Genomic DNA, 24,333 nt, shown 5'->3' with positions numbered 1-24,333 from the left:
TCTTGTGGATAGTTTTTCCGATAACTACCGTCCGGGCCATGGAACTCATCGACGAGATCACCGTCGCCGCCCTCGAGCTCGCGCGGGCCGGCCGCGGCGAGACCGCGCTGCGCCTGCTCGACGCGTCCGGCCCGGACGATCCACGGATCGCGCTGACCGCGGCCGAGGTCGCGGTGGAGCACGACATGCGTACGGGATCACGCGAAGCGCCCGCCCGGGTCGCCGCCGCCGAGAAGATCTGCGGCCGCACCTGGGACGTCGAGTTCGCCGCCCTCCGGCTCGACTACTTCGACCAGGTCTTCTCCCGCTCCACCAGCGGCGACGACCTGCGCCCGTGGGCGAGCCGCCTGATCGGCAGCGCTCCGGACCCGGTCCGGGCCGGCTGGGCGCACATGTGGCTCGGGCTCATCCTGGACAACCTGGCCGGCGACCGGCCCGCCGCCCCCGCGCACTACCGGGTCGCGCTGAGCGCGGGCGACGACCTGCTCACCTGGGAGGCGCTGCGCCACCTGGGCGACCACGACCGCGACGACGGCGACCTCGACCGGGCCCGGGAACGCTGGGAACGGGCCGCCGCCCTCGGTGCCGCCACCGGCCGGGTCGGGGGCACGCTCGCGCAGCAGATGCTGCTCGCCGTCCTCCACCGTGACACCGGCGACGAGGCGGGCGCGGTGGCACTGGCCCGGGAGATCTCACGCTGGGCGCACGCCATCGGCGCGGTCCGCCAGCACCGGCAGGCCGAGGCGTTCCTGGCCGGCGAGCGGATCGCCTGAGATTCGACACATTTCGATGTCTCGGTGGAGTGAACCGGGGCAGTCCGGGCGGCCTGTCGGCGCTAGGGTCGGCGCATGCCGATGCTTCCCACGGCCGACCCTGCCGCGCTCGACGACCTGCGCGCCCGTCTGCGCGCCACGCGGTGGCCCGACGCGCCCGACTCGCCCCCGGGCGCGGGCTGGGAAGCGGGCACCGACCTCGGCTACCTGCGTGAACTGGTCGCCTACTGGGCCGACGGCTTCGACTGGCGCAAACAGGAAGCGGCGCTCGACACCTTTCCCCACGTACGCCGCAACGGGATCCACGCCGTGCACGCCCGCGGCCAGGGCCCCGACCCGTTCCCGCTGATCCTGAGCCACGGCTGGCCCGACTCGTTCTGGCGCTACACCAAGGTGATCCCGCTGCTCACCGACCCGGGCGGCCACGGCGGCGACCCGGCCGACGCGTTCGACGTGGTGGTGCCCGACATGCCCGGCTACGGGTTCTCGGCCCGGCCGGCCCAGCCGCTCGACTCGATCGACGTGGCCAACCTGTGGGCCGCGCTGATGACCGACCTGGGCTACCGCCGGTTCGGCGCGGCGGGCGGCGACCTGGGCAGCCACGTGAGCCGCTATCTGGCCCTCGACCACCCGTCCCGGGTCACCGCCGTGCACCGTACGGACGCCGGAGTGCCCTTCTTCGCCGGCGATCCCGCCTCGTTGACCCCACCGGAACGCGAATACCTGGCCGCGGCGGCCGCTTGGGGTGCGCGCGAGGGGGCGTACGCGGGAATGCATCGCACCAAGCCGCAGACCGCGGCGTTCGCCTTGACCGATTCACCCGCCGGCCTGGCCGCGTGGATCGTCGAGAAGATGCGAGCGTGGAGCGACTGCGACGGCGACATCGAGCGGCGCTTCACCAAGGACGAGATCCTCACCAACCTGACCATCTACTGGCTGACCGGCACGATCGGCTCGTCGATGCGCATGTACCGGGCGAACGCCGCGATCCCTGCCACCCAGCTCGAACGCCGCGTCGAGGTGCCGTCCGGCTTCACCCTGTTCCCCGCCGACCTCCTCAAGCCGCCGCGCGAGTGGCTCGACCGCACGGCCAACACCGTCCACGTCACCGAGGCGGCGGCGGGGGGCCATTTCGCGCCGTTCGAAGAGCCGGAGATCTACGCCGAGGAGCTGCGCGAGTTCTTCCGCCCCTACCGGCGTTAGGTCCACACGAGCCACTGACCCGAGGAGGCCGGATGGCCACGTTCGCGCTGATCCACGGCGCCGGCGACGTCGGCTGGTACTGGCATCTGGTCGAGGCCGAACTCCGAGCCCGCGGCCACGACACCATCGCACCCGACCTGCCCTGCGACGACGACAAGGCCGGCCTGCTGGAGTACACGGACACCGTCGTCGAGGCGGTCGGCGACCGGCGCGGCCTGGTGGTGGTCGGGCAGTCGCTCGGCGCCTTCGTCGCGCCCCTGGTGTGCCAACGCATGCCGGCCGAACTGCTCGTCCTGGTCGCCCCGATGATCCCGGCCCCCGGCGAGTCACCCGTCGACTTCTGGTCGAACACCGCCTGGCCCGGCAGCTCCGGCGACGACGAGCTGTTCTACCAGGACGTCCCGCCCACCCTGGCCGACGAGGCCCGACGGCGCGGCAAGGACCAGTCCGAGACCCGCCTCGGCGAGCCGTCACCCCTGCGGGCCTGGCCCGACGTGCCGACCCGGGTCGTGCTGTGCCGCGACGATCGGCTGCTACCACCGGACTTCGTACGCCGGGTCGCACGCGAGCGCCTGGCCGCAGTCCCCGACGAAATCGACGGCGGCCACACGCCGGCCCTCAGCCACCCGCTGGACCTGGCAACTCTGCTCGACCGCTATACGAAAGGCTAACCGGGCCGGCCATCGCGGCATCATCTGCGGCCGCCTCGGCCTGCGCCCGGAACCACCAGTGCTTGCCGCTGACCACCAGTTCCCAGCCGTCGCCCGTATCCGGCTCGCCCCCGAACATCTCGAGCGGGGCGGAGGCCATTTCGGTGTAGTAGCCACGCCGGAACGAGACGTGACAGGGTTCGTCGCGGATCTTTTGGCATCGGGCGAGTGCACAGATCGCGGCATGAGAGCGCACGCCCGGATAGCTCCCTCACATCAGCGCAGGTCGGCAAGTATCTTGTTGCGGGGCGCCGGTCAAAGGCGGATGGGTAAAAGAGCAACCAGCACTCCTGTGCTGACGACCGCGAAGTATGAGCCGGTTCGAGTCCGGCAGCCCGGCGCGTGCCCCACATGCAGCAGAGAGTGAGCTTCGAACTCCGGCTGAACACGAGCCAAGAACCTGGCCGAATCAGGATCGATGAAACGCCGCGATCTTGGAGCGCACAGAATTAATTGATGGTGCCACCCCAAGATCTGAGCGACACCATCAATAATCTCCCGGATTAACCGCCAGGGGCAGCTCGCCGGTTCTTGGCTCCACTTCGAGATGCATCACGATGATCGATCCGTTGCTGCATCATTTGTGTGGCGCTACCACCAACTAGACCAACGACCGCACCGAAGCCTGTTTTAACGATAGTGAGACAGGCATCCATTAGGCTTCTGGCTTCATCGCTAGGCTGCTGGATGAGCAGAACCAGGAAGAGGTCAAGTACTAGCGACAACAGAGTAATTGCTAGCACGCTCGAGAAGACCAGCTTGAAGACCGGATGTAGACGGTCGACATAGCTGACACTTCCGGACGGCTGCTGTACGTCTTGCCCGCGCGCCGGCCGCGTCACTTGAGAACTCCAAGTGCCCAGCGGGTAGTCCCACGCTTTTGACAACGCGTAGCGAGCGAGATCCCGGCGCTAATCGCAATGCACGAGCAACCATACAGGCATACCCTTCTCCTTCCGGCACGCTTGCGAGGTTAGCTGTCGGGTTCGGGCGGGAAGGTTGCCCGGCCGCTGAGTATGGCGGCTTCACCCCAAGGCCTTCTCCGTAAACGCCACCAGAGCGGGTGGCGCGGAGAGGACCGGAAATGGGTCCCCCGTCCCTGCCCCCGTCTGCCTTGTGTTAGTTCGCACTGCGGGCGGTCGAGACGGATGGCCCGGGGCAGGGCTCGGCGTGAACCTATCCGTCTCGAGTCAGCAGGCGAGCGCTAGCCGACGCCAAAATCGTACCGGAAGATCAACTAGCCGCCGAAGCGACCTGAGTGGCTAAATAATTTGCTACAAAACACTATAAAGGGTATTAAAAACTATCCAAGTACGCAGCAACGGGAGCCCACCCAGTAAGGAGGCACTTATTTAGGCATGAGCGCGCGCTGACGCGCCGGCCTATCGCCTGCACCGTGTGACCGCGTCGGCGCTTTACCACGCTCGGACGGCGGCAGATCAGTAGGTCGGATTTCGTTTTTCTGCTCGAGCTGACGTAGGGGCGGGTTTGGAAACGAGAGCACATCGAGGCCTGGATTAAGCCCATCGACCGGCCGCTAACGACGCTTGATCGCCTTCGTATCAAACAACGATCATGATGCCTTGAGCTTGGTCCGCGGCACCGCTGAGTACGTACGTTCACCCGCGCGTCGCTGGCTACGCCTAAGCACCTTGACTGACGGCTGACCGATACGGTTTCATTGACCTAGAGTCGAAACACCTTGGGCTGTGCAACATTCAGCAAGGCTTACTCCACGATGCCCATGAACGCCAATACTTTAGGGAGTGACATTCATGGACCTCTACCGGGCGGATATCGGCGATGAAGGAATGGCATACGAATTTGCCGAAACGCTTTGCTCGCAAGGGTACGATGCGCGAGCTAACGGCGAATGGGTAGACTTGAGTCCTGAAACAGTGGAAAGCATGAGTGCCGAGATTGGCGAGGAATGCGATGGTCACCTTTCGGACGACCGCACTCGAATCAGATATCAATTTGGCACCTATCCCGTCCTAGCTCTTTATTAGAGACTTGCGAAGCGTCATTTGCGTTCTGCCCTCCAGGCTTAGTGTTGGGACTGAGACGCAAAGCCTCCTTGACGCAGTCGCCGCACGTGCGAGCCGGTGACGGATTCGGCGTATGCGCCCTATGCGCGCAAGCCTACGGCCCGCCGCTTGACTCCTGACCGCTCAGGGTCGTAGTAATGACGCCGTCCACAGCGGCCGGTCTATGACAGTCGCTTACGGCGCGAAGCGCCCTCGGTGGTGGAGAGGGAGCCAGACACCATGCGCGCCGCCTCGCCTGGAACTGGATGGCCGTGACTCGCCCTGAGGTCGTGCGCGGGCTGACGACCGACGTAACGCTGGGTCAAACCAACCAGAAGTCGGTCAAGCCGGCCTCGGCGACGGCGGGACCATGAGGTCCCGCCCCTCGTCCATAACCTGCAAGTCGTCACCGCGAACGAGGACCTTCCCGCTCGTCGCAAGCCGCAGATACGTGCGGGCGCCCGACGAGTGGTCGACTCGCCAGCCGCGAGTTCCGCTGGCCTCGTCGTCAAAGACGACGTCTGGTTGCCACGCGGCGGCACCATCCGGGCGGCGGACAAGCCGGCCGCGACTGGGAAAGGCAAAGCGTTGTAGTGAGATCGTGCCATGGAAATCGGGTGCACTCTCATCGGCAGATCCGCGCACGGGCGCCCAATCAGGCTCAATAGCTGCTTGCTCGCAATGTAAACGGGACCACGAGCGACCGTCGGCACCATCGGGTGACAAAGACCCGCGAGCGGTGCCGGTCTCGCGAACATCGCAGCGCGCGGTGCCGGCAACGCAATACCGAGGTTGTGCGAATCTGGCGCCCGGACTCCCGAGCGAAACCACGCGTTGCCGCGTCGGCGGCACCCAGCCCCGGGAGACCTGTGACGACCCCGTGCCGGCATCCGGACCAACGACCGGCGGAGCACGCTGTCAAGGTCGCCGTGGGACGCGAGCTGCTCGGGCGGCGGCGCCCGGAAGCGGGGCGGGCCGGTGAACGCTGCTCGACGTCGGCTACGGGTGACGCGAGCGGCCGGGTACGGGCCTCCGACAAGATCGAAGACGGCCGCACCCGGCGCCCGGCGAGACGGTTACGCGGGTAGCTGCGCCGGCGAGGGCACCGACCGGCCGCGCAGGGCGAACCACGCGCCCACGGCCAGGAGCAAGCCGGCCACCGACAGCTCGACCAGCATCCACGGCCAGCCGTACGACCAGTAGAGGTCCGGGCTCAAGGCACTGTGCACGGTGTAGATCGGATCGTCGGAAGTGCCGGCCACGCGCCACACATTGACCCAGAACGCGAACGCCGGCACCGCCAGCGCCACGACGGCCAGCGCGGTCAACGCGGACGCGAGCCGGGGGCGCGACGACGACCGCAGGCGATAGCCACCCGCGGCGACCAGCAGCCAGCCCCCGAGCAGGCCCAGCATCGCCCCGGCGATCACCAGCGGCAGCAGGGTGCCGTTGTCGAGCGGCGACGCCGTCAGCAGGATCTGCCCGTGCTCGCCCGAGACGTAAGCGGTGACGTCCATGGTCAGGCCGTCGCGGGTGGCTTCGAAGGAGCTGCCGCGCAGTTCCTGACTGATCTGGGCACCGGTCACCGGGTCCCAGGTCGAGGTCACCCCGCTGCGCGGCTGGATCGAGCCGAGTTCCCAGCCGTCGGCCGACAGGGTCCGGCGGGCGGCGTCGGGCGTCCAGGCGGCGCCGGCGTCGATCCCGGCGTCGGCGAACGTGACCGTCCACGGCGTGCTGATCCGGGACGTGTGGAAGTCGGAGCCGTCGCCCGCGATCTGGCGGGTCAGCGACTCGATGCCCGCCTGGGACGGCAGGTCGGCCATGGTCGAGGTGGCCGCCCACGAACCCGCGGCGGCCCCGAACCCGCCGCCGATCAGTGTGACGAGCACTGCCACGACGTAGAGCAGCGGCCGCCCGGACGGCAGCCGGAACCGCTGGCGCACGCCGCTGACCAGCAGGTCCCAAGCGTCGCCGCGGGTCGGCCGGGTCTGGCCGTCGTCGGCCATCTCGAGCAGCGTGGTGACCATCTCGGTGGCGTGGCCGCGCCGGTAGCCGGCCGGATAGGCGAACATCAGCCGGTGGTAGCGCCGTTCGAGGCCGGTCATGCGGCACCGCCGCCGAAGGACAGTCGCAGCCGGCTCTCGGCGGCCGACGCGTTGCGGCGCAGCCGGGCGATCTCGGTCTCGAGCGACCGCGCGCCGCTGGAGGTGATGCGGTAGTAGCGGCGCAGCCGGCCGTCGACCGCCTCTTCCCGGTCGACCTCGATCAGGCCCTGCTCGGCCAGCCGTTCGAGGGCGCCGTAGAGGGTGCCGGCCCGGAGTTTGACGTCGCCGCCGGACAGTTCGGCGACCGCGCGGACGATCGCGTAGCCGTGCAGCGGCTGATCGGCCACGGAGGCCAGGATCAGAAAGGTGGGTTCCTGCATGCCGGAACCGTACAGCCTCCGGTATATACCGTCAACCGTACTATGAAACCCACTGGCCCTTGCCGGCGTGCTTGGCCGCGTACATGCTCAGGTCGGCCCGGCGCATCAGGCCGCTCGCGTCGTCACCGGCCGAGGCGCAGGCCACCCCGATGCTGGCGTTGGCGCGAACCACCGTTTCCTCGTACGCGATGGGAAAGGTCATCGCCTCCAGGATCCGGTCGGCCGTGGCCGTCGCACTCGCGTCGCCGCAGTCGCGCAGCAGCACCGCGAACTCGTCCCCGCCGAGCCGGGCCACCAGGTCACCCGGGCGCACCGACGCGCGCAGCTTGTCGCCCACCCCGATCAGCAGCGCGTCACCGGCGGCGTGCCCCAGCGAGTCGTTGACCGCCTTGAACCCGTCCAGGTCGATCACCAGCACCGCTGTCCGGCCGGGCAGCGCGGCGGCGACCTCGTCGTAGAAGTGGGTGCGGTTGGCCAGCCCGGTCAACCCGTCGGTCTGGGCCTGCCGGCGCAGCCGGTTCTCCTGTTCGCGCAGCTCGGCCAGGGTCGCGTCGAGCCGGTCGATCAGCCGGGTGTTGTCGCGGAACGCCGCCAGCTGCCGGCACACCACGAGCGCGAAGATGATGCCGAGCCCGATCATCGCGCCCCACAGCCGGGCGTTCGGCCCCTCGGGCAGCACGACGAGCACGGCAGCAAAGGCAACCGCGATTCCGCCGTACGGGAGAAGGCTGTACGGCTTCCGCCGATGCGGGACGAGGCTGGTGGTCTCGGCGTGGCGCGCGACGACCTCCTGCACGCGCGGGCCGAGCAGGATGAGGAACGACGGCAGCAGCCGCACCGCGTAGACGTAGGCGGGCATCGGGCCGTCGGCGCCCGGTTCGAGGAAGAACCCGCAGCTGTTGACCGCGGCCGAGACGATCATCGGGAGGGCCGCGGTCCGGTGCATCGGCGCGTTGCCGCTGAGCACCAGCTTCACCGCGGCGAACCCGGAGGTGAGGATGACCGCGCCCGAGATGAGCGTGGTCACGACGTTGTCGGCGTCCTCCGGGCCGACGGCGAAACACCAGGCCACCACGGCGCCGGCCACCAGCACGGTGGTCGCGTCGAGCCAGAAGGCGACCCGTTCCCGGCGCGAGTGCCCGGGCATCGGGTGGATCAGCATCACCACGATGATGGCGAGCAGGCCGATGCCGAACAGCACGCCCTGCACGGTTCCGCCTGCCGTCGACCACTGGTCGTCGTGGGAGAACGCGTACGTGGCCTGGACGCAGTCCCCGACCACGAACGCGGCGCAGGCACCACCCATGGCGAGCCAGAACCGGCGCTGAGCCCCGGACGAGATGCGGACGACCCGCCAGGACGCGTACGCCACCATCGCGTCGAGCAGCGGCTGCGCGGCCCAGAAGACCTGGACCTGCCCGTTGGCGTGCCCGGACAGGACGAACATCAGGCCGACCGCGGCCAGGGTCCACGCCGTGGCCACGAGAAGGAGGGGATCGCGCCGGGCCGCGTCGAACGCGATCCGGGCAACCGACCTGTCGTGGCTCACCTCGTCGCTATCGGTCGCGCGGGCGCCCGGCTGAGGATTACGCCGGGCGGGGCAGCCGAATCGTCACCGTGGTCCCGTGCGGCTCCCGGGCCCCGGCGGTCGCGGTGCCGCCGTGCTGGGCGGCGGTCTGCGCGACGATCGCCAGCCCCAGACCCGAGCCGGGCAGCGCGCGGGCGGCGGGCGCCCGATAGAACCGGTCGAACACGTGCGGCCGGTCGGCGGCGGCGATCCCCGGACCCTCGTCGTCGACGGCCAGTTCCCACCAGAGCGGGCCGGCCGCCTCGACCCGGACCGTCACCGTCGCGCCGGGCGGGCTCCATTTGGCCGCGTTGTCGAGCACGTTGACGACCATCCGCTCGAGCTCTCCGGCGCGTCCGGACACCATCGCCCGTACGGGATGAAACTCGAACTTGACCGTCGCCGCCCGAATGCGCACGCGGGCCACGGCGGCGGCCACGACGTCGGCCAGGTCGACCGGTTCGGGGGTCTCGCGGGTCGCGTCCTCGCGGGAGAGCTCGACGAGTTCGGTGGTGAGCGTGGTGAGCTCGCGCACCTGCGAGTCGAGGTCGGCCAGCAGCTCGGCCCGGTCCGGCGCGGGCAACAGATGGGCCTGGGCCGGGCGTTGCTCGACCCGCAGCAGCAGCTCGACGTTGGTGCGGATGCTGGTCAGCGGCGTCCGCAGCTCGTGCCCGGCGTCCTCGACCAGGGTGCGCTGGGCCCGGCGGGAGGTGTCGATCGCGGCCAGCATCGTGTTCACCGACCGGCCCAGCCGGGCCACCTCGTCCGTCCCGGTCACCTCGATCGGGCACCCGAGATCCATCGTCACCGCCACCCGCTCGACCGCATCGGTGAGCCGCTCGACCGGCGCCAGACCGGCCCGCGCCACGACCCGCCCGAGCCAGGCCGCCCCCGCCACCCCGGCCACGCAGACCAGCGCGAGCAGCCCGGCCAGCATGGTCAGCGACTGCCGGGACCGCTCCTGGTTGAGCGCGACCTGCACAGCGCCGCCCCCGTCGAGCGGCACGGTCAGCATCTGGTGGACGCTGCCGTCGATCCGCACCTCCTCCTGCCGGGGCGGACTGGTGCCGGCGGCGACCGCGCTCGCCGCGGCGGTCACCGGCAGCAGCCCGGTCGGGCTCGCGGTCACTGTCCCGCTCACGTCGACGAACTGCCAGCGCGGACCGAAAGGCTTTCCCCCGTACGTCGGGGTGGCCTGCCACTGTCCCGGTTGCGCGGCGATCGCCTGGGCCTCGGTCGCCAGCGTGGCCTGCACCTGGTGGGCGTGCAGGGCGGCCACAGTCAGCAGGGCCGCCCCGGCCATCACGACCACGGCGGCGGCGACCGCGGCCGCGACCATCACCGCGAGGCGCCCGTGCAACGACTTCACAGCGGGTCCTCACGCAGCACGAATCCCACCCCGCGCACGGTGTGCAGCAGGCGCGGCTCCCCCAGCTTGCGCCGCAGATAGCCCAGGTAGACGTGGATGCTGTTCGACCCCTCGCCGAAGTCGTAGCCCCACACCTGCTCGAACAGCGCGGCCCGGCTCAGCACCTGCCGCGGGTGCCGCAGGAACACCTCCAGGATGGTGAACTCGGTCCGGGTCAGCCGCAGCGGCTGATCGTCCCGCCACACCTCGCGCGTCTCGGGATCAAGACGGATTCCCCCGTACGCAAGAACAGTCGACGCGCTGGCGGCCAGCGCCGAGCGCCGCAACATCGCGCGCACCCGGGCCAGCAGTTCCTCGAACGCGAACGGCTTCACCAGGTAGTCGTCGGCCCCCGCGTCCAGCCCCGCCACCCGGTCGCCGACGCTGTCCCGCGCGGTCAGCATCAGCACCGGCAGCGGCACCCCTTCCGAGCGCAGCAACCGGCACGTCTGCAGACCGTCGAGCACCGGCATGCTGACGTCCAGGATCATCGCGTCCGGCGCGGTGCTGCGGGCCAGCTCGAGCGCCTCGCGCCCGTCCGCCGCGGTGTCGGCCTGGTAGCCCTCGAACCGCAGCGTCCGCGCAAGCGAGGCGCGCACCGCCGCGTCGTCGTCGACCACCAGGATCCGCATGTCTCTCCCCTATCCGAGCTGAGCCGCGTCCAGCGCCGCCTGCAGCGACTCCTTGTACGCGGCACTGGTGAAGGTGGCCCCCGACACCGAGTCGATGTCGGCGCTCTGCTTGGCCAGCGCCTGCTCATGCAGCGACGGCAGCGCGCCCTTGGTGATCCCCGCGTCGGCCGGGTCGTCGGCCGGGGACACCGGCGCGTCCACCGCGGTGACCTTGCCGTCGGCCACGGTGATGCGGACCTGCACCGGCCCCCAGTTCGTCGGGACCGCGGAACCGTCGAACTGGCCCTCCCCCTTCGACGCGCCCGGCGCAGAGATCGCCTCGGGCGCCGCGGCGGGCGTACTGGTGCTGGTGCGATAGCTGAACAGCAGCACGAGTGCGGCCACGGTCGAGAACATCCACAGGGTGATACGTCGCATCGGTCGGCCTCCCGTTACCAGCTGAAGAGTTCGGTGTGCACCCGCGCGGCCGGCACTCCCGCCGCGCGGACCGCGGTCCGCGCCTGCGCCGCCCACTCCTCCGGGCCACAGATGAAAACCCGGGCAGCGCGCACATCCGGGGCGAGCGAGAACAGATCGTCCGAGCGGTCGGCGGGCAGCCACGAGCTGCCGCGCGACCCGGTCAGGTAGACCACGCGCACCCCACGCTCGGCCGCCAACCGGTCCAGTTCCGGGCGGAAGGCGGTCGCGGCGTCATCGCGTACGCGATAAAGCAGGGTGGCCTCCCCCGGCGCATAGGGGAGCTCGCCGAGCAGGGCCAGCAGCGGGGTGATCCCGATGCCGCAGGCCAGCAGCACCACCGGCCCGCCCGCGTAGGACTCGCCGGTCAGCTTGCCGAACGGACCTTCCACGAGAACCCGGGTGCCGCGCTTGAGGGTCGCGACCCGCCCACTGCCGTCGCCCGAATCCTTGACCGTGATCCGCAACTGATCGGACGGTGCCGCCGACAACGAGAACGGGTTGGAGCGCGTCCAGCCCGGCCCGTCAAGAAACCGCCAGTGGAAGAACTGCCCGGCCCGGGCCGGAAGTCTATGCAGGTCATGACCATCGAGGTAGACGGAGGTGATGCCGTGCGCCTCAGGCACGACCCGGTCGACAACCAGCCGGTGACGGCGGTTCCGCAGCAGAGGTAACACGACCCGGTACGTGAGAACGGCCGCGACGGCGATGCCCCACAGCCCCCACCAGTAGGCGGTGGCAAGAGGCGAACCGACGAAGTCACTGCCCGACCAGAGCTGGTGCGGAAGGGCGAGAAAGGCGCCCAGGTACGCGTACAGGTGAAGCAGATGCCACGACTCGTATCGCAGCCGGCGACGCGCGGCCCGGATGCTGGTGACCACGACCATGACGAGCGCGAGGGTGCCCGAGGCGGCCAGGAGCATGCCCGGGAAGTTCCAGATCATGCTCCACAGCTGGGCCAGAGGATTCGTACGGGCGGTGCTCGCATAGCCCAGCGTGATCAGCACGATGTGGGTGAGGAGCAGCCAGAACGAGGTGAAACCGGTGACCCGGTGCCAACGGGCCAGGCGGTCCTGACCGAAAGCGCGCTCGACCAGGGGGATGCGGGCCATCAGGAGCACCTGGATCAGCAGCAGGTCGGAGGCCCACAGGCCAAGGAGGCGACCGGTGGCGGAGAGCGCACCGCCACCGGTCAGATCCTGCGGTCCCCCGTTGGCCACCCAGATCGAGGTGACGACTGTCAGGGAGGCGCCTGCCGCCGTTGTGGCCGCGGCGCCCCACCATCCCGGGGTTCTTGCCCTGTTGATCGTCATGCGGTCAACTGTGGCTTCATTACATGAAGGCTCAAGTAAATGAGTCTAAGAGCACGTTAAGAGTTCTGCTCTTTTGGGGGCCCGTTTTGGTTGCGCTGGGACGGCTGGGGGCCAGGGTGACCACTGATGGCGGTGGGGCGTCTTATTGCCTTCAGTGGTCACCCTGGCCCCCAGCCTTGCGTGGGAATCACCTTTCGGCAGGACTCTGGTTGCGCGGCTGGTGGATGCGGCTTGGTCTTGGGCGGTCCGCCTGCGGTTGGGGGTCTGGCTTCCGCGTTGGGGTTGCTGCAGGCGTGATTGGCGGGCGAGCGGGCCTGAGTGGTGGGTCATGCGAGCGAACCGTGCCGGTTGCGCTCAGTACGTCGCGCTTGGGCGATGGGTTACGGCCAAGGCCCTTGTGGTTAAGGGGGTGAGGCGGTTGCGGTAGGGGTTGGCCTGTTGTGGTTGCGGTAGTCGGGCGGCCTCCGCCGGGCGGGTGGCCTGTTGTGGGTGCGGTGGGTGGGTCGCTTGCGCTGGCTGCCGTCAGCACGGTTTCGGGGTGTCGGTGAGATCGAGCTAGGGCTGTCGTCCGACCCTGCGGAACGCCTGCGTGGAGAAGCCGTGCGCGCCAACCGAACGCGGTCGCCACGGGCTTGACCCGCCTGATCGGGAGGCTCCAGCATGCGGCACCTCCGTCGCCATCGCGGAAAACCTGGACGCGTCTCGTACCCGTAAGCACGAGAACGGGTTTTCAGCAGCGCAAGTCGCCCGGTTCGGGGATCTCCTTGCGACGGCAGCCTCCGCTTATCGTGAGGGAGGGCTGGGCGCAACCGGGGTTTGGTTGCGCCCAGCCCTCCCTTGCGATTCGCTTTGGCCGCCGCCGCAAGGAGATCCCCGAACCACCCAACCGCACCCATCGCCAGGGAGATCTCCGCAGCGATGGCCGGGTCTGGGGCAGCGCCCCAGGGTCTTCCCAGCAAAGCCGAGCACACGCGACGGCCGGGCCCAGGACCTCCCACGCACAGTCGGGCGCACGCGAGAGCAGTGGGACGCGCTGGTCGCGCTGGCCAATGACTACGCGCGGTCGCCCGCCCTCGACCCGATCGGGCAGGCCGGCGCCGTGCGACGGCCGGGCCAGGCTCTCCGCACTCACAGCTGAGGGCACAACGCGAGCGCTGGGCCCAGGTTCTCCCCCGCACAGCCGTGAGCACGCGACGGCCGAGCCCCAGGCAACCCACGCACAGCCGGCCCTACGCACAGCCGGCCTAAGCACGCGACGAACGGACACCACGGTCACCCCGCCGGCAACCGGGACCACGTGCGAGGGCCGGGGTCTTCGCAGCTGAGCCCGGCGACGGTAATGGGAAGCAAGCCGGCACCGAGCGCGACGCTTCCCGCAGCGGCACCATCGAGCGCAGGACTCCCCCGCGCGGGAGGGGTCAGCGGGAGCGCGGGCGGGCGCCCAGCGGCCGCGCAGGAGCGTGCCGCACCCGGATGGGCGCGTCATCGCTGGGCCGGATGCGGCGGCAGGACGCGCCGGTCACCGTGACTCCGCGGCTGACCGGGAGCGAGGGCGCCGGCGCGGCGCAGTCGGCGCTGCACGGTCTGGGCTGCCAGAGCAAAGACCAGTTCAGAATCCGGGCCATGGTGCCTCCCTCTCGCCACGCATCGTCCCCCAGCGCCCCGCCAGTGTCGCGCCCACCTCGGGCGTGGGTGAAACGGCTCTCAGCCCGGGCTCAGCCACCCGATCGCGCAGGGCCTGGAGCAGCGCGGCGTCGCGTGTGCCCGGCGCCGCCCAGTTGAGGACGATGTGCAGGTCGGCGCACTCGATGGTCAGGATGTCGCAGTCGAGGGTGATCTCGCCCAGATCGGCGTGGACGACCGTCTTGCGGGAGCGGCCCTGCGGCACCGAGTAGTACCGCGACCACAGCTCCGCGAAGCGCGGATTCGCCGCCCGCAGGCCGCTGATCAACTCGGCCACGGCCCGGTCGTCGGGGTAGCGGGCCGCTGCTCGGCGCAGGTCGGCGACCAGGCGGCGTTCCAGGGCGTCGGTGTGGGCGGGCTCTCGGGAGACCCGGGACGCGCCGGGCGGGGCGGCACCCGCGAAATGGCCCCGGGCCAAGTTGTCGGTGGAGCCGTCGAACAGTGCGGCCCACAGCGGGTTCCACTGCACCGGGTCCCAGGCCGCGGTGAAGACGGCGAGCGGGGTGTCGCTCATCCGGTCGATCATCTGCTGGACGCCGGGTGGGATCGAGCGGGGTACCGAGCCGGAGGGCGGGGGCACCGAGCCGGCCAGGCGGTAGAGCAGGTCGCGGTCGACCGGGCCGAGGCGTAGCGCCCGGGCCAGGGCGCCGAGGACCTGCGCCGACGGGTGGGCCGAGCGGCCCTGTTCGAGCTGCACCAGGTAGTCGACGGAGATGCCGACGAGCAGGGCCAGCTCTTCGCGGCGCAGGCCGGGGACGCGGCGGTCGCTGCCCGGTGGCAGGCCGACGTCGGCCGGGGCGACGCGCTCACGCCACGAGCGGAGAGCCAGGCCGAGTTCCGTACGGGTACGTCCCATCGGCCAAGTATGCGCAGGATCCGGGGGCCCTGGGTGGTACCGGTAGTCCCAGGGAAAACGGGTGCCTGGCGGGAACCCGGCGCCGGGCCGAGCATCGACGCCATGACCAACACGCTCATCACCGGAGCCAACAAGGGACTGGGTTTCGCCGCCGCTCGACGGCTGATCGCCGCGGGGCACAACGTCTGGATCGGCGCGCGCGATCCGGAACGCGGGCAGGCGGCCGCCACCGCGCTCGGGGCCCGGTTCGTGCCGCTCGACGTGACCGACGACGCGTCGGTCGGGGGCGCGGCTGAACTCGTACGGGAAAAGGTGGGAAGGCTTGATGTTCTGATCAACAATGCCGGGATCAATGCGGGTGGCAGTGTGCCGGGCACCGACATGACGTTCGAGGACTTCCGGGCGGTGTTCGACGTCAACGTCTTCGGCGTGGTGCGGGTCACGCATGCGTTCCTGCCGCTGCTGCGCGCTTCGGAGGCGCCGTCGGTGATCAACGTGTCGAGCGGGCTCGGTTCGTTCCACCAGATGACCGAGACAGAGTGGGGCAAATGGGTGGTGCCCGCTTACAGCGCGTCGAAGTCGGCACTGACCATGCTGACGATCCAGTATGCGAACGCGCTGCCGGGGATCCGGTTCAACGCGGTCGACCCGGGGTGGACGCCGACCGACACCAACGGCAACACGGGACCGCAGACCGTCGAGGAGGGCACCGACGCGGTGGTGCGGCTGGCCGCCATGGGGGTGGGCGCTCCGACGGCGACCTTCACCGACCGTCGCGGGACCGTGCCGTGGTAGAGATCGACGATGGGATTCGAGATGCCGGCCAACCGGCACTGTGGACCGCGGTCGAGGCGCTCCGCGGCTGCGTCGGAGAGGGGACGCGTTCGCCGAGCCACTGGTCGGCGTCCCAGGCGTGGAACCGTTCCCGCTCGGTGAACCCGAGCCGGGCGGCCAGCCGCATCGAGCCGGTGTTCGCGGTCTGCGTGGCCAGCACCACCGGTTCGCCCGGCAACGCGCCGTCGAACCAGGTCAGGACCGCGCCGCACGCCTCGGTCGCGTAGCCCTGCCCCCACGCCCGGGGCAGGAACAGGTAGCCGAGGTCGACCTTGCCGACGGCGGCCGGGCGGTGCCGTTCCGGCCGGCGCAGCATGAGGTGGCCGATCAGGTCACCTTCAAGGTCGGCCACGAAGCTCCCGGGCCACTCGGCGGGGACGGCGGGCGTGTCGCGTTCCAGATCGGCCCGGGGCTGCGCGCCGCCGAGATATTTGTGCACCTCGGGCGACGCGTACAGCTCGATGAAGGCCGGGCGGTCGCGGGCCTCGGTCGCGCGGAGCACCAACCGCTCGGTGCGGATCGGCTCGGGCGGCCAGGCGACGGATCCTAAGGTCATCGGGCCAGTTTGGAGTGATGGCGGCCGTAAAAGAAGTACAGGGCCAGCCCCAGCACGAACCAGACCGCGAACCGCAGCCAGGTGACCGGCTCGAGGAAGGTGATCAGCCAGATCGAGAAGACGACGCCGATCACCGGGATGACCGGCATGCCGGGCAGGCGGAACGTCCGCGGGATCTCGGGCCGGCGGTAGCGCAGCACGATGACGGCCACGCAGACCACGACGAAGGCCAGCAGGATGCCGATGTTGGTGAGCTCGGCCGCCTCGCGGATGGGCAGGAAACCGGCGATGACCGCGGACGCGATGCCGGCGATCCAGGTGACCCGCGACGGCACCCGGCGGGTCGGATGCAGTTTGCCGAACCAGGCGGGCAGCAGACCGTCGCGGCTCATCGAGTACCAGACCCGGGTCACGCCCAGCATGAAGGTGAACATCACGGTCAGGATGCCGATGATGGCGCCGACCGCGATGACGTCGGCGATGCCCGACAGTCCGACCGCGGCGAACGCGGACGAGAAGCCGCTCTCCGGGTCGATCTCGGTGTACTTCTGCATGCCGGTCAGCACCAGCGTGGCCAGCACGTACAGGACCATTGAGATGATCAGCGAGTAGATGATGGCCTTGGGCAGGTGGCGCCGGGCGTCCTTGGACTCCTCGGCCGCGGTGCTCATCGCGTCGTACCCGAAGACGGCGAAGAACACGGTGGCCGCGCCCGTGATCGCGCCGCTCCAGCCGAACGGGAAGAACGGCTCGTAGTTCGACCGGGTGATGTGGAACGCGCCGACGATCACGACCAGCAGCACGATGGCCACCTTGAGCACCACGACGATCGTCTCGGCGCGGGCCGCGGCGCGGATCCCGCGGTTCAGCAGATAGGCGATGAGCAGGCACAACACCACGGCGAAGAGGTCGACCACGTGCCCGTCGCCGGTGCCGGGCGCGCCCAGCATCCAGGCCGGCAGGTTCAGCCCGAGATCGGCCATCAGGAACGAGAAGTAGCCGGAGATGCCGATCGCCACCACCGCCACGATCGCCGTGTACTCGAGCAGCAGGTCCCAGCCGATGAACCAGCCCACGACCTCGCCGAGCACGACATACCCGTACGTATAAGCGGACCCGGCCTTGGGGATCATGCCGGCGAACTCGGCGTAGGACAGCGCGGCGGCGGCACTGGCGATGCCCGCGATCAGGAACGAGAACAGCACGGCGGGCCCGGCGGTCTCGTTGGCGACCGCACCGGCCAGCGCGAAGATGCCCGCGCCGATGATGCCGCCGACCCCGATCGCGGTCAGTTGCCACAGTCCGAGCGAACGCGTGAGGTCGGTCTCGCGCTCGTCGGAGACATCGTCGATCGGCTTCCGGCGGAAGATCCCCGACCCCCGGCCGAACCGCTGCGGTGACACGGACATGGCGGCCTCCTCGCTGAGCGCTCCTACTCGGAGTACCACGCGAAGCCGCCGCGCGCATCTACAGGCATGGATTCTTCAGGGTGCCGGCCAGACCTCACCCGCGGGCCAGCGCGACCGCGATGAACAGCCCGTAGAACACGATGAACCCGGCGATCAGCGCAATCGTGGTGCCAGGCCCGATCGGATGCTCGTTCTCCTCGTCCTCCACACCCGCCCAACGAGCCACACAGTGACAAGCACAAGATTTCCCCCGTACGGGCGAGGGTCGCGCGCCGCATTAGTCAGTTCAAACCGCTATCTCGTACAGCAGTCGACCCAAGACCGCCTCCCCAGCGGGTCAGGACAGAGCCGAGCAGTCAGCACGTCAAGCACCACTCGACCACAACGTCGGGAGATGGGTCAGGTGCGGATCCGGGCGATCAGCAGGTCAGCCGACAATCACCCAGAGCCCCAGGTGACAGCTCAAGGACAGAGCCGGGCGATCAGCACGTCAGCGGTCGCCGGCCCGGAGCTCCCGGGAGACGAGCCAGGGGCAGAGCCGGGCGATCAGCACGTCAGCGACCGCCGGGCCGGAGCTCCCGGGAGACGAGCCAGGGGCAGAGCCGGGCGATCAGCACGTCAGCGACCGCCGGGCCGGAGCTCCCGGGAGACGAGCCAGGGGCAGAGCCGGGCGATCAGCACGTCAGCGATCGCCGGGCCGGAGCTCCCGGGAGACGGGTCAGGGGCAGAGGCGGGCGGTGAGCTCATCGGCGGCGGCCCGCCAGGCGCCCTCGGTGTCGTCGGTGATCTTTTCGAACAGGGCGGGCACCCCGTCGACCGGGCGGCGCTCGCCCGACCAGTGCAGCATGGTGTTGGCGGCGTGATAGCGGACCAGGTATTCGGGATCACTGACCGCCGTGGCCAGCGCCCGCACCAGGGCCGTGCTGGGCGGGAAGCCGGAGAGGGCGATCGCCGCGTCGAGCCGGACGAACTCGGACTGCGACCCCATCAGCACCCCGGCGATCGGCGTCGCCCAGCCCGGGTCGCGGGTCATCGCGTAGAGCGCCTCGGCCACCCGGACCCGGAACTCCTCGGTGGCCCGGCCGAGCGCGGTGCGCAGGATGCTGACGCCGTCGGGTGGGGCGAGCCCGGCCCCGGCAAGCGCCGTGAACGACTGCGCGGCGAGCGTGTCACCGGTGACCAGGCCGGCCCGCAACATGCGCTCGACCAGCCGGTGATCGCGCCGGGCCGCCTCGATCAAGGCCGTGAACTGCGGACCCTCATGCCACACCTGATAGGGGTCGCCGAAGATCTCCCGCCGCCACCGCTGCCACTCCGCATCCCCGTCCATCGACGGACATTATTAGCACGGCTAGCTGAGCGTGGTCGCATCGCCACCCGATCACTTCCCACCTGGCACAAATGTGAGGCGACCGTTAAGAAGTTTCACAAACGCGCGCGCGGCCGGCTCCGGTGAACAAACGCGCAATGCACTGACGCGCGGGGACCGATCGCTGCGGACGAAACACGTAATGAGTGAACATGCGCGGACCGACGGCTGCGGGACCGAACGTCCAACGAGCGAACACGCACGGACCGGCCGCCGCGAACGGAACACGCAGCGAGCGAACGCGCGCGGTTTGGCCGCTGCGGACTGAACACACAACGAGCGAACACGCGCGAACCGGCCGCCGCGGACCGAACACGCAACGAGCGAACACGCACAGACCGGCCGCCGCGCACCCAACACGCAACGAACGAACACGTGCGAAATGGCCGCAGCGGACGGAACGCGTAGTGAGCGGAAGCGCGCGGACTGAGCGCTGCGGGCAAACGGGACGGGTCCCGGCTGCGTGGTTGCGCGGCCGGGACCCGTACGGGAAAAGGAACCTAGTGGGCCATGGCTCGCGGGGCGTCCGGGTCGACGTCGAGCGGGCCGGTGCGGAACAGCAGGGCCGACACCACGGCGCAGGCCAGGAACAGGCCGCAGGACCACCAGAACACGGTGTGGTAGCTGGCCAGCGACGCCTCGGCCATCAGGGTGGCCGACTTCGGGTGCGAGGCGGCGTAGTTCGTGGCGGCGGTCGCCGCGAACGAGCTGAGCAGCGCCGTGCCGATCGAGCCGCCGATCTGCTGGACCGTGTTGATCATTGCCGAGGCCACGCCCGCGTCGCGGTGCTCGACGCCGCTGGTGGCGGCGTTCTGAGTGGGGGCGAAGACCAGGCCCAGGCCGAGGCCGATGATCAGCAGGCCGGGCAGGACGCCGGACACGTAGGTCGAGTCGAGGTCGAGGCGGGTCAGGAACAGCATGCCGCCGGCCGCGATGAGCGCGCCCACCGGGACGAGCGGGCGCGGGCCGATCTTCGGGGTGAGGATCGAGCCGGCCGTGGTGGCCGAGGTCATGATCGCGGCGAGCATCGGCAGGAACGCCAGGCCGGTCTGCACCGGCGTGAATCCGAGGTTGCCGACCATGTAGTAGGTCAGGAACAGGAAGATGCCGAACATGCCCATGCCGGAGATGCTGATCGCGGCGTAGGAGCCGCCCCGGTTGCGGTCGAGCACGACCCGCAGCGGCAGCAGCGGGTTGGTCACGCGCAGCTCGATCACCACGAAGGCGACCAGCAGGACGACACCGCCGATCATCGGGACCAGCGCGGTGGCCGAGGACCAGCCGTCGGTCTCCACCTTGCCGAGACCGAAGACGAGACCGACCAGACCGGCGACCGACGTGACGACGCCCGGGATGTCGATGCGAGCGCGCGACGTGACCGGCTCGTCGGTGAGCTTGAGCAGCGCGCCGGCGACGGCGACGGCCGCGATCACCAGGTTGACGAAGAGGCACCAGCGCCACGACGCGTACTCGGTGAGCACGCCGCCGAGCAGGAGGCCGACCGCGCCGCCGGCACCGGAGATGGCGCCGAAGATGCCGAACGCCTTACCGCGCTCGGACGGCTCGGTGAAGGTCGTGGAGAGCAGCGAGAGGGCGGCCGGGGCCAGGGCAGCGCCGAAGGCACCCTGCAGTGCGCGGGCGATGATCAGCATCTCGAGGCCGTTGGCGGCGCCGCCGAGGGCCGAGGCCAGGGCGAAGCCGACCAGGCCGATGAGGAACATGCGCTTGCGGCCGAAGAAGTCGGACAGACGGCCGCCGAGCAGCAGCAGCGAACCGAAGGCGAGCGCGTACGCGGTGACGACCCACTGGCGGGAGGCGTCCGAGAACGCCAGGTCGGCCTGGGCCGTGGGCAGGGCGATGTTCACGATGGTCGCGTCCAGCACCACCATGAGCTGGGCCATCGCGAGCACCACGAGCGCCCACCAGCGGCCCGAGGGCACCGGCGTCGCCGCGGGCGGCGGCGTGGCCGGGCGAGCCTGAGTATCGGTCGTCATCCGTAACCTTCCACGAGAAGCGGGGTCGAGTCCCCCATTGCTTCGGCAGAGAGTCCGGTTCGATAAGACCGTTATCGGCGGATACAACCGACCCGCAACCAACACCCGGCCCCGGTACGCGGCGACACGTACCGGGGCCGGGCGGAAACACCGCGTTTCAGGCGCTGAGGAGGCGGCCCACGTTCTCGGGTGCGAAGAACTCGACCGGCGACGTGACGCCCGAGTTGAGGCGGGCGAACGCGTCCATCGCGGGCTGCTTGCCGACGATCCCGGAGACCAGCTGGATCATCTGCTCGTCCGGCGGCTGCAGCGACGCGATGCCCAGCGTCATCTGATAGACCGGCATGGCCCGGGTGTCACGACGGGTCTGATATCCGGCCAGCGCCTCGTCCCACGCCGTGCCGCCGCCCAGCGTCTCGTCGAGCGCCTGCGCCAGGCTTTCGGCGTCGAGGAAGGCGTCGGTGATGCCCTGCGCCGTGATGAAGTCGCGGCTGTAGCCGGAGTCGCCGACCAGAGCCCACCCTTTCCCGTACGGGACCCGGAAGTAGTTCGGCACCGAAGCCCCGACGATCTTCTCCTCCCGCTTCGCGTCCTTGATCCTCTCGGCGAACGCGGGGGCCGACTCGAACATCGCCATCATCGTGTTCTCGACGTCGTTGCGGTGCTCGGCCAGCTCGGCGTGCGGCCACCCGCCGATGACCAGGGTGAGGTCGTCGTTGGTCGGGCACACGGCCCACCCGCGGCCCGGCCGGCTGTACGCCTCGAAGGTGTCGGTCGGCAGGTTGCTCCAGTACGAGTAGTAGCCCACGGTGAGCGCGGGGCGATCCTCGTACGCGGCCGGGCTGGTCGCCTTGGCCACGACGGAGTTGCGCCCGTCGGCCCCGACGACCACGCGCGCCCGCTCGACCGTCCCGTCGGCGCCCCGGATGCCGACGACCGCGCCGTCCTCGACGAGCACCTCTTCGACCGTGTAGCCCTCACGCACCTCGACCCCGGCCTTCGCCGCCGCGTCGAGCAGGATCTTGTCGAGCAACTGGCGGCGCGGCGCGTACGCGTACGGGGAATCGGCCGTGCCCGGCGCCCCGGCGAGCTGCAGCGGCCCGAAGTCGAACGAGTAGCGCCCGACCGGCGGCACCCCGGTCGCCACCACGTCGTCGAGCAGACCCCACCGCTGCAGCGCCGACGCGCCCGGCGGATGGATCACGTGGGTGGAGACGGTGTCGCTGGGAAAGGTGGCCCGATCGACCAGCAGCGTCCGGAATCCCTTGCGGGCGAGCAACATGGCCAGCGGCGACCCGGCAACGCGGGCCCCGACCACAATGACGTCGTACATGATCCCCCTAGTCAGCAGTCCCCCGCCATAGTGGACGACCAGGCCCGCAGATCGCTACCCGGACAGGACGATGCCGTCGTCGCGGACGATCAAGGCCCGGCCGTCGGGGGCCACGGCCAGCAGGGATTTCCGCGCGTCGCCGGAGTAGAAGTCGAGCGGCGTACGGGTGCATCGGTCGTCGCAGCGCCACAGGACCTGCAGCCAGTGCTGCGGTTCGGGGCCGAAGTTGAGGTGGAAGCCCGGGGTGGCGCGGGCCGGGAGCGCGCTGGTGACGTAGACGGTGGAACCGGCCGCGACAGCGGCGACTGCCTCGCCTGAGATCGGCACCGAGCTTTCGCCGCGGCGCAGCTCGCCGTTGGCTACCAGGTAGGAGTCGGGCGGGCCGACGACCTCGTCCGACTGTTTCGGGGCGGCACAAGTTACCGGGTCGCAGGTGAAGCGGACGATGCCGTGGCCGAGCCAGAACGACGCGGACGGGCGGCCGTCGGCGCCGATGGACAGGCGGGCACGGTCGCCATCGGAGTAACCGTCGGAAGGCGTCCGGTCGAGGACGCCGATGTCGTGGCGTTGCGGCGCGGTGCAGGGGACGTCGGCGCAGCGGATCAGCGAGTATTTGTACTTGCCGGGGATGGAGAGCGCCACGAACAGCCACAATGCTCCGTCGGGGGCGGAGGCTCCGGCCACCTCGGTGCGGGCGGTGAGGTCGATCTTCTCGCGGGCGGACGCGCGCACCGGGAGCCACGCCATCGAGCATCCTTCCCGTACGCATCTCCCGTACTGCACGAACGGGCCGCCCTGGTCGGGGCCACCGGTCACGGCTGTCTTGATCACCGCACCGTCCGGGCCGACGGTCGCCGTGCCGAACCCGGGCACCGCCGGCCCGCCGCCGCTGACGTCGGTGAACGTCTCGCACAGGTCGTCGTCGCAGAACCAGGCCCCGCCGACGGTCGCGATCACCGGGTGCCGGCCGGCCGGCCAGGCCACGGCCACCGCGGTCGACGGTCCGTGCGCGTTGAACCGGATCGGCGGCTCGTGGGTCAAGTTCAACTTCGTCATCCCGTACGGGATGAGGACCGCCACCACCAGCACCAGGACGGCGGGCCAAAGCCGGGGCGGGCGCGACTCCCCCGTTTCCCGCACGTGCGGGGCGGCGGCCAGCGACACCTGCGCGGCCAGCACGACGATCATGACCAGCGCCACTGCCGGGACGTCGAGCCGAAGGAGTCCGTACGTGAGGAAGGCCGGCAGCACGACGCCACCCAGCAGGAACAGGATGGCCTGACGCCACGACGGTCGCGGGCCGCCGACGACGCGGGCGATCCCCGCCAGCAGGATCCGCACGGCCACGAGAGCGCCCAGGAGCTGCACCGCGATGAGCAGGACGAGGGTCGCCGGGCCGATGACAGCGCCCGCGATCGCCCAGGTCGCGAGCGCCGTGCCACCGGCCGCGGCGATCAGGCCGAGCGCGAAGATCGGGAGCTGCTTGATCCCCTTCCACCAGGATGCGAACGGTCCGGCGCCGCGGACGACGGCCCACACGCCGCCGACCAGGCCGATCAGCCACAGCGCGACCAGGACGAGCAGCTTGGCCCAGGCCAGGACGATGTCGCCGGGCGGGTCGGCGCTGTTGTCGAGAATGATCTGCCGCTGGTCGCTGCCGGCCAGGTCGAGCAGGGCCGGCACCGCCACCATGGCGGCCACGACCGGCAGCACCACGGCGAAGAGGTGACGCGGTCGCAGGCCCGGCTTGTCCGGGGCGAGCAACGAGGACATCGGGCCAGGATA

Annotated in this window: 20 protein-coding genes and 1 riboswitch; of the genes, 5 read left to right on the top strand and 15 right to left on the bottom strand. The window is 70.1% G+C overall.

Annotated elements, in window-relative coordinates; genetic code table 11:
• Nucleotides 1–38 precede the first annotated feature (38 nt).
• The 4 genes from KOI35_RS36945 (at nt 39) to KOI35_RS36930 (ending at nt 4,695) form a co-directional block, all read left to right on the top strand.
• Nucleotides 39–773, top strand: coding sequence for a hypothetical protein (locus KOI35_RS36945; RefSeq protein WP_215793343.1), 735 nt, complete (start codon nt 39–41; stop codon nt 771–773).
• A 75-nt stretch (nt 774–848) separates the two neighbouring features.
• Nucleotides 849–1,976 carry an epoxide hydrolase family protein gene (locus tag KOI35_RS36940; protein ID WP_215793342.1) on the top strand — a complete coding sequence of 376 codons (1,128 nt, stop codon included), beginning with the start codon at nt 849–851 and terminating at the stop codon, nt 1,974–1,976.
• A 32-nt stretch (nt 1,977–2,008) separates the two neighbouring features.
• Nucleotides 2,009–2,647: an alpha/beta fold hydrolase gene (locus KOI35_RS36935; RefSeq protein ID WP_215793341.1), complete on the top strand. Its 639-nt coding sequence runs from the start codon at nt 2,009–2,011 to the stop codon at nt 2,645–2,647.
• Between the two features lie 987 nt (nt 2,648–3,634).
• Nucleotides 3,635–3,810, bottom strand: a riboswitch (cyclic di-AMP (ydaO/yuaA leader).
• 651 nt (nt 3,811–4,461) lie between these two features.
• Nucleotides 4,462–4,695 carry a hypothetical protein gene (locus tag KOI35_RS36930; RefSeq protein WP_215793340.1) on the top strand — a complete coding sequence of 78 codons (234 nt, stop codon included), beginning with the start codon at nt 4,462–4,464 and terminating at the stop codon, nt 4,693–4,695.
• Between the two features lie 1,094 nt (nt 4,696–5,789).
• Here the strand turns inward: KOI35_RS36930 and KOI35_RS36925 are convergent.
• The 8 genes from KOI35_RS36925 to KOI35_RS36890 all read right to left on the bottom strand — a co-directional run bounded on the left by KOI35_RS36925 (nt 5,790) and on the right by KOI35_RS36890 (nt 15,053).
• Entirely contained in the window at nt 5,790–6,818 is a 1,029-nt protein-coding gene (locus tag KOI35_RS36925; protein WP_215793339.1) for a hypothetical protein, read from the bottom strand.
• Entirely contained in the window at nt 6,815–7,138 is a 324-nt protein-coding gene (locus KOI35_RS36920) for a PadR family transcriptional regulator (protein ID WP_215793338.1), read from the bottom strand. The genes KOI35_RS36925 and KOI35_RS36920 overlap by 4 nt, the downstream gene beginning before the upstream one ends.
• A gap of 40 nt (nt 7,139–7,178) precedes the next feature.
• Nucleotides 7,179–8,687, bottom strand: a complete 1,509-nt coding sequence (locus KOI35_RS48605) for a diguanylate cyclase domain-containing protein (RefSeq protein ID WP_308121317.1) — start codon at nt 8,685–8,687, stop codon at nt 7,179–7,181.
• A gap of 37 nt (nt 8,688–8,724) precedes the next feature.
• Nucleotides 8,725–10,074: a HAMP domain-containing sensor histidine kinase gene (locus tag KOI35_RS36910; protein ID WP_308121316.1), complete on the bottom strand. Its 1,350-nt coding sequence runs from the start codon at nt 10,072–10,074 to the stop codon at nt 8,725–8,727.
• Nucleotides 10,071–10,745 (bottom strand): response regulator transcription factor, encoded by a 675-nt coding sequence (locus KOI35_RS36905; protein WP_215793337.1) that lies wholly within the window; start codon nt 10,743–10,745, stop codon nt 10,071–10,073. Before KOI35_RS36905 ends, KOI35_RS36910 begins: the two co-directional genes overlap by 4 nt.
• A gap of 9 nt (nt 10,746–10,754) precedes the next feature.
• On the bottom strand, nt 10,755–11,162 hold the full coding sequence (locus KOI35_RS36900) for an FMN-binding protein (protein WP_215793336.1): 408 nt from the start codon (nt 11,160–11,162) through the stop codon (nt 10,755–10,757).
• Between the two features lie 14 nt (nt 11,163–11,176).
• Nucleotides 11,177–12,514, bottom strand: a complete 1,338-nt coding sequence (locus KOI35_RS36895) for a ferredoxin reductase family protein (RefSeq protein ID WP_215793335.1) — start codon at nt 12,512–12,514, stop codon at nt 11,177–11,179.
• Nucleotides 12,515–14,123: 1,609 nt separating this feature from the next.
• Nucleotides 14,124–15,053, bottom strand: coding sequence for a helix-turn-helix domain-containing protein (locus tag KOI35_RS36890; RefSeq protein ID WP_215793334.1), 930 nt, complete (start codon nt 15,051–15,053; stop codon nt 14,124–14,126).
• 102 nt (nt 15,054–15,155) lie between these two features.
• Between KOI35_RS36890 and KOI35_RS36885 the strand changes: the two genes are divergently transcribed.
• A complete protein-coding gene (locus KOI35_RS36885) occupies nt 15,156–15,848 on the top strand; it encodes an SDR family NAD(P)-dependent oxidoreductase (protein WP_215793333.1) in 693 nt (230 codons plus the stop codon).
• On the opposite strand, the gene KOI35_RS36880 is transcribed toward KOI35_RS36885, so the two are convergent.
• From KOI35_RS36880 to KOI35_RS36855, 7 genes are all read right to left on the bottom strand, one after another.
• A complete protein-coding gene (locus KOI35_RS36880) occupies nt 15,817–16,443 on the bottom strand; it encodes a GNAT family N-acetyltransferase (RefSeq protein WP_215793332.1) in 627 nt (208 codons plus the stop codon). The genes KOI35_RS36885 and KOI35_RS36880 overlap by 32 nt on opposite strands.
• On the bottom strand, nt 16,440–17,852 hold the full coding sequence (locus KOI35_RS36875) for an amino acid permease (RefSeq protein ID WP_215793331.1): 1,413 nt from the start codon (nt 17,850–17,852) through the stop codon (nt 16,440–16,442). The genes KOI35_RS36880 and KOI35_RS36875 overlap by 4 nt, the downstream gene beginning before the upstream one ends.
• 94 nt (nt 17,853–17,946) lie before the next feature.
• A complete protein-coding gene (locus tag KOI35_RS48600) occupies nt 17,947–18,078 on the bottom strand; it encodes a hypothetical protein (RefSeq protein WP_281420427.1) in 132 nt (43 codons plus the stop codon).
• A 492-nt stretch (nt 18,079–18,570) separates the two neighbouring features.
• Nucleotides 18,571–19,182: a HEAT repeat domain-containing protein gene (locus tag KOI35_RS36870; protein ID WP_215793330.1), complete on the bottom strand. Its 612-nt coding sequence runs from the start codon at nt 19,180–19,182 to the stop codon at nt 18,571–18,573.
• Nucleotides 19,183–19,721: 539 nt separating this feature from the next.
• Nucleotides 19,722–21,215: a DHA2 family efflux MFS transporter permease subunit gene (locus KOI35_RS36865; protein WP_215793329.1), complete on the bottom strand. Its 1,494-nt coding sequence runs from the start codon at nt 21,213–21,215 to the stop codon at nt 19,722–19,724.
• 157 nt (nt 21,216–21,372) lie between these two features.
• Nucleotides 21,373–22,548 carry an NAD(P)/FAD-dependent oxidoreductase gene (locus KOI35_RS36860; RefSeq protein WP_246614344.1) on the bottom strand — a complete coding sequence of 392 codons (1,176 nt, stop codon included), beginning with the start codon at nt 22,546–22,548 and terminating at the stop codon, nt 21,373–21,375.
• A 54-nt stretch (nt 22,549–22,602) separates the two neighbouring features.
• Nucleotides 22,603–24,321 (bottom strand): hypothetical protein, encoded by a 1,719-nt coding sequence (locus KOI35_RS36855; RefSeq protein ID WP_215793328.1) that lies wholly within the window; start codon nt 24,319–24,321, stop codon nt 22,603–22,605.
• Nucleotides 24,322–24,333: the final 12 nt, after the last annotated feature.

Origin of the sequence: Paractinoplanes bogorensis (assembly GCF_018829635.1) — a bacterium.
Lineage (GTDB): Bacteria > Actinomycetota > Actinomycetes > Mycobacteriales > Micromonosporaceae > Actinoplanes > Actinoplanes bogorensis.
This window is presented reverse-complemented; position numbering and strand designations above follow the sequence as displayed.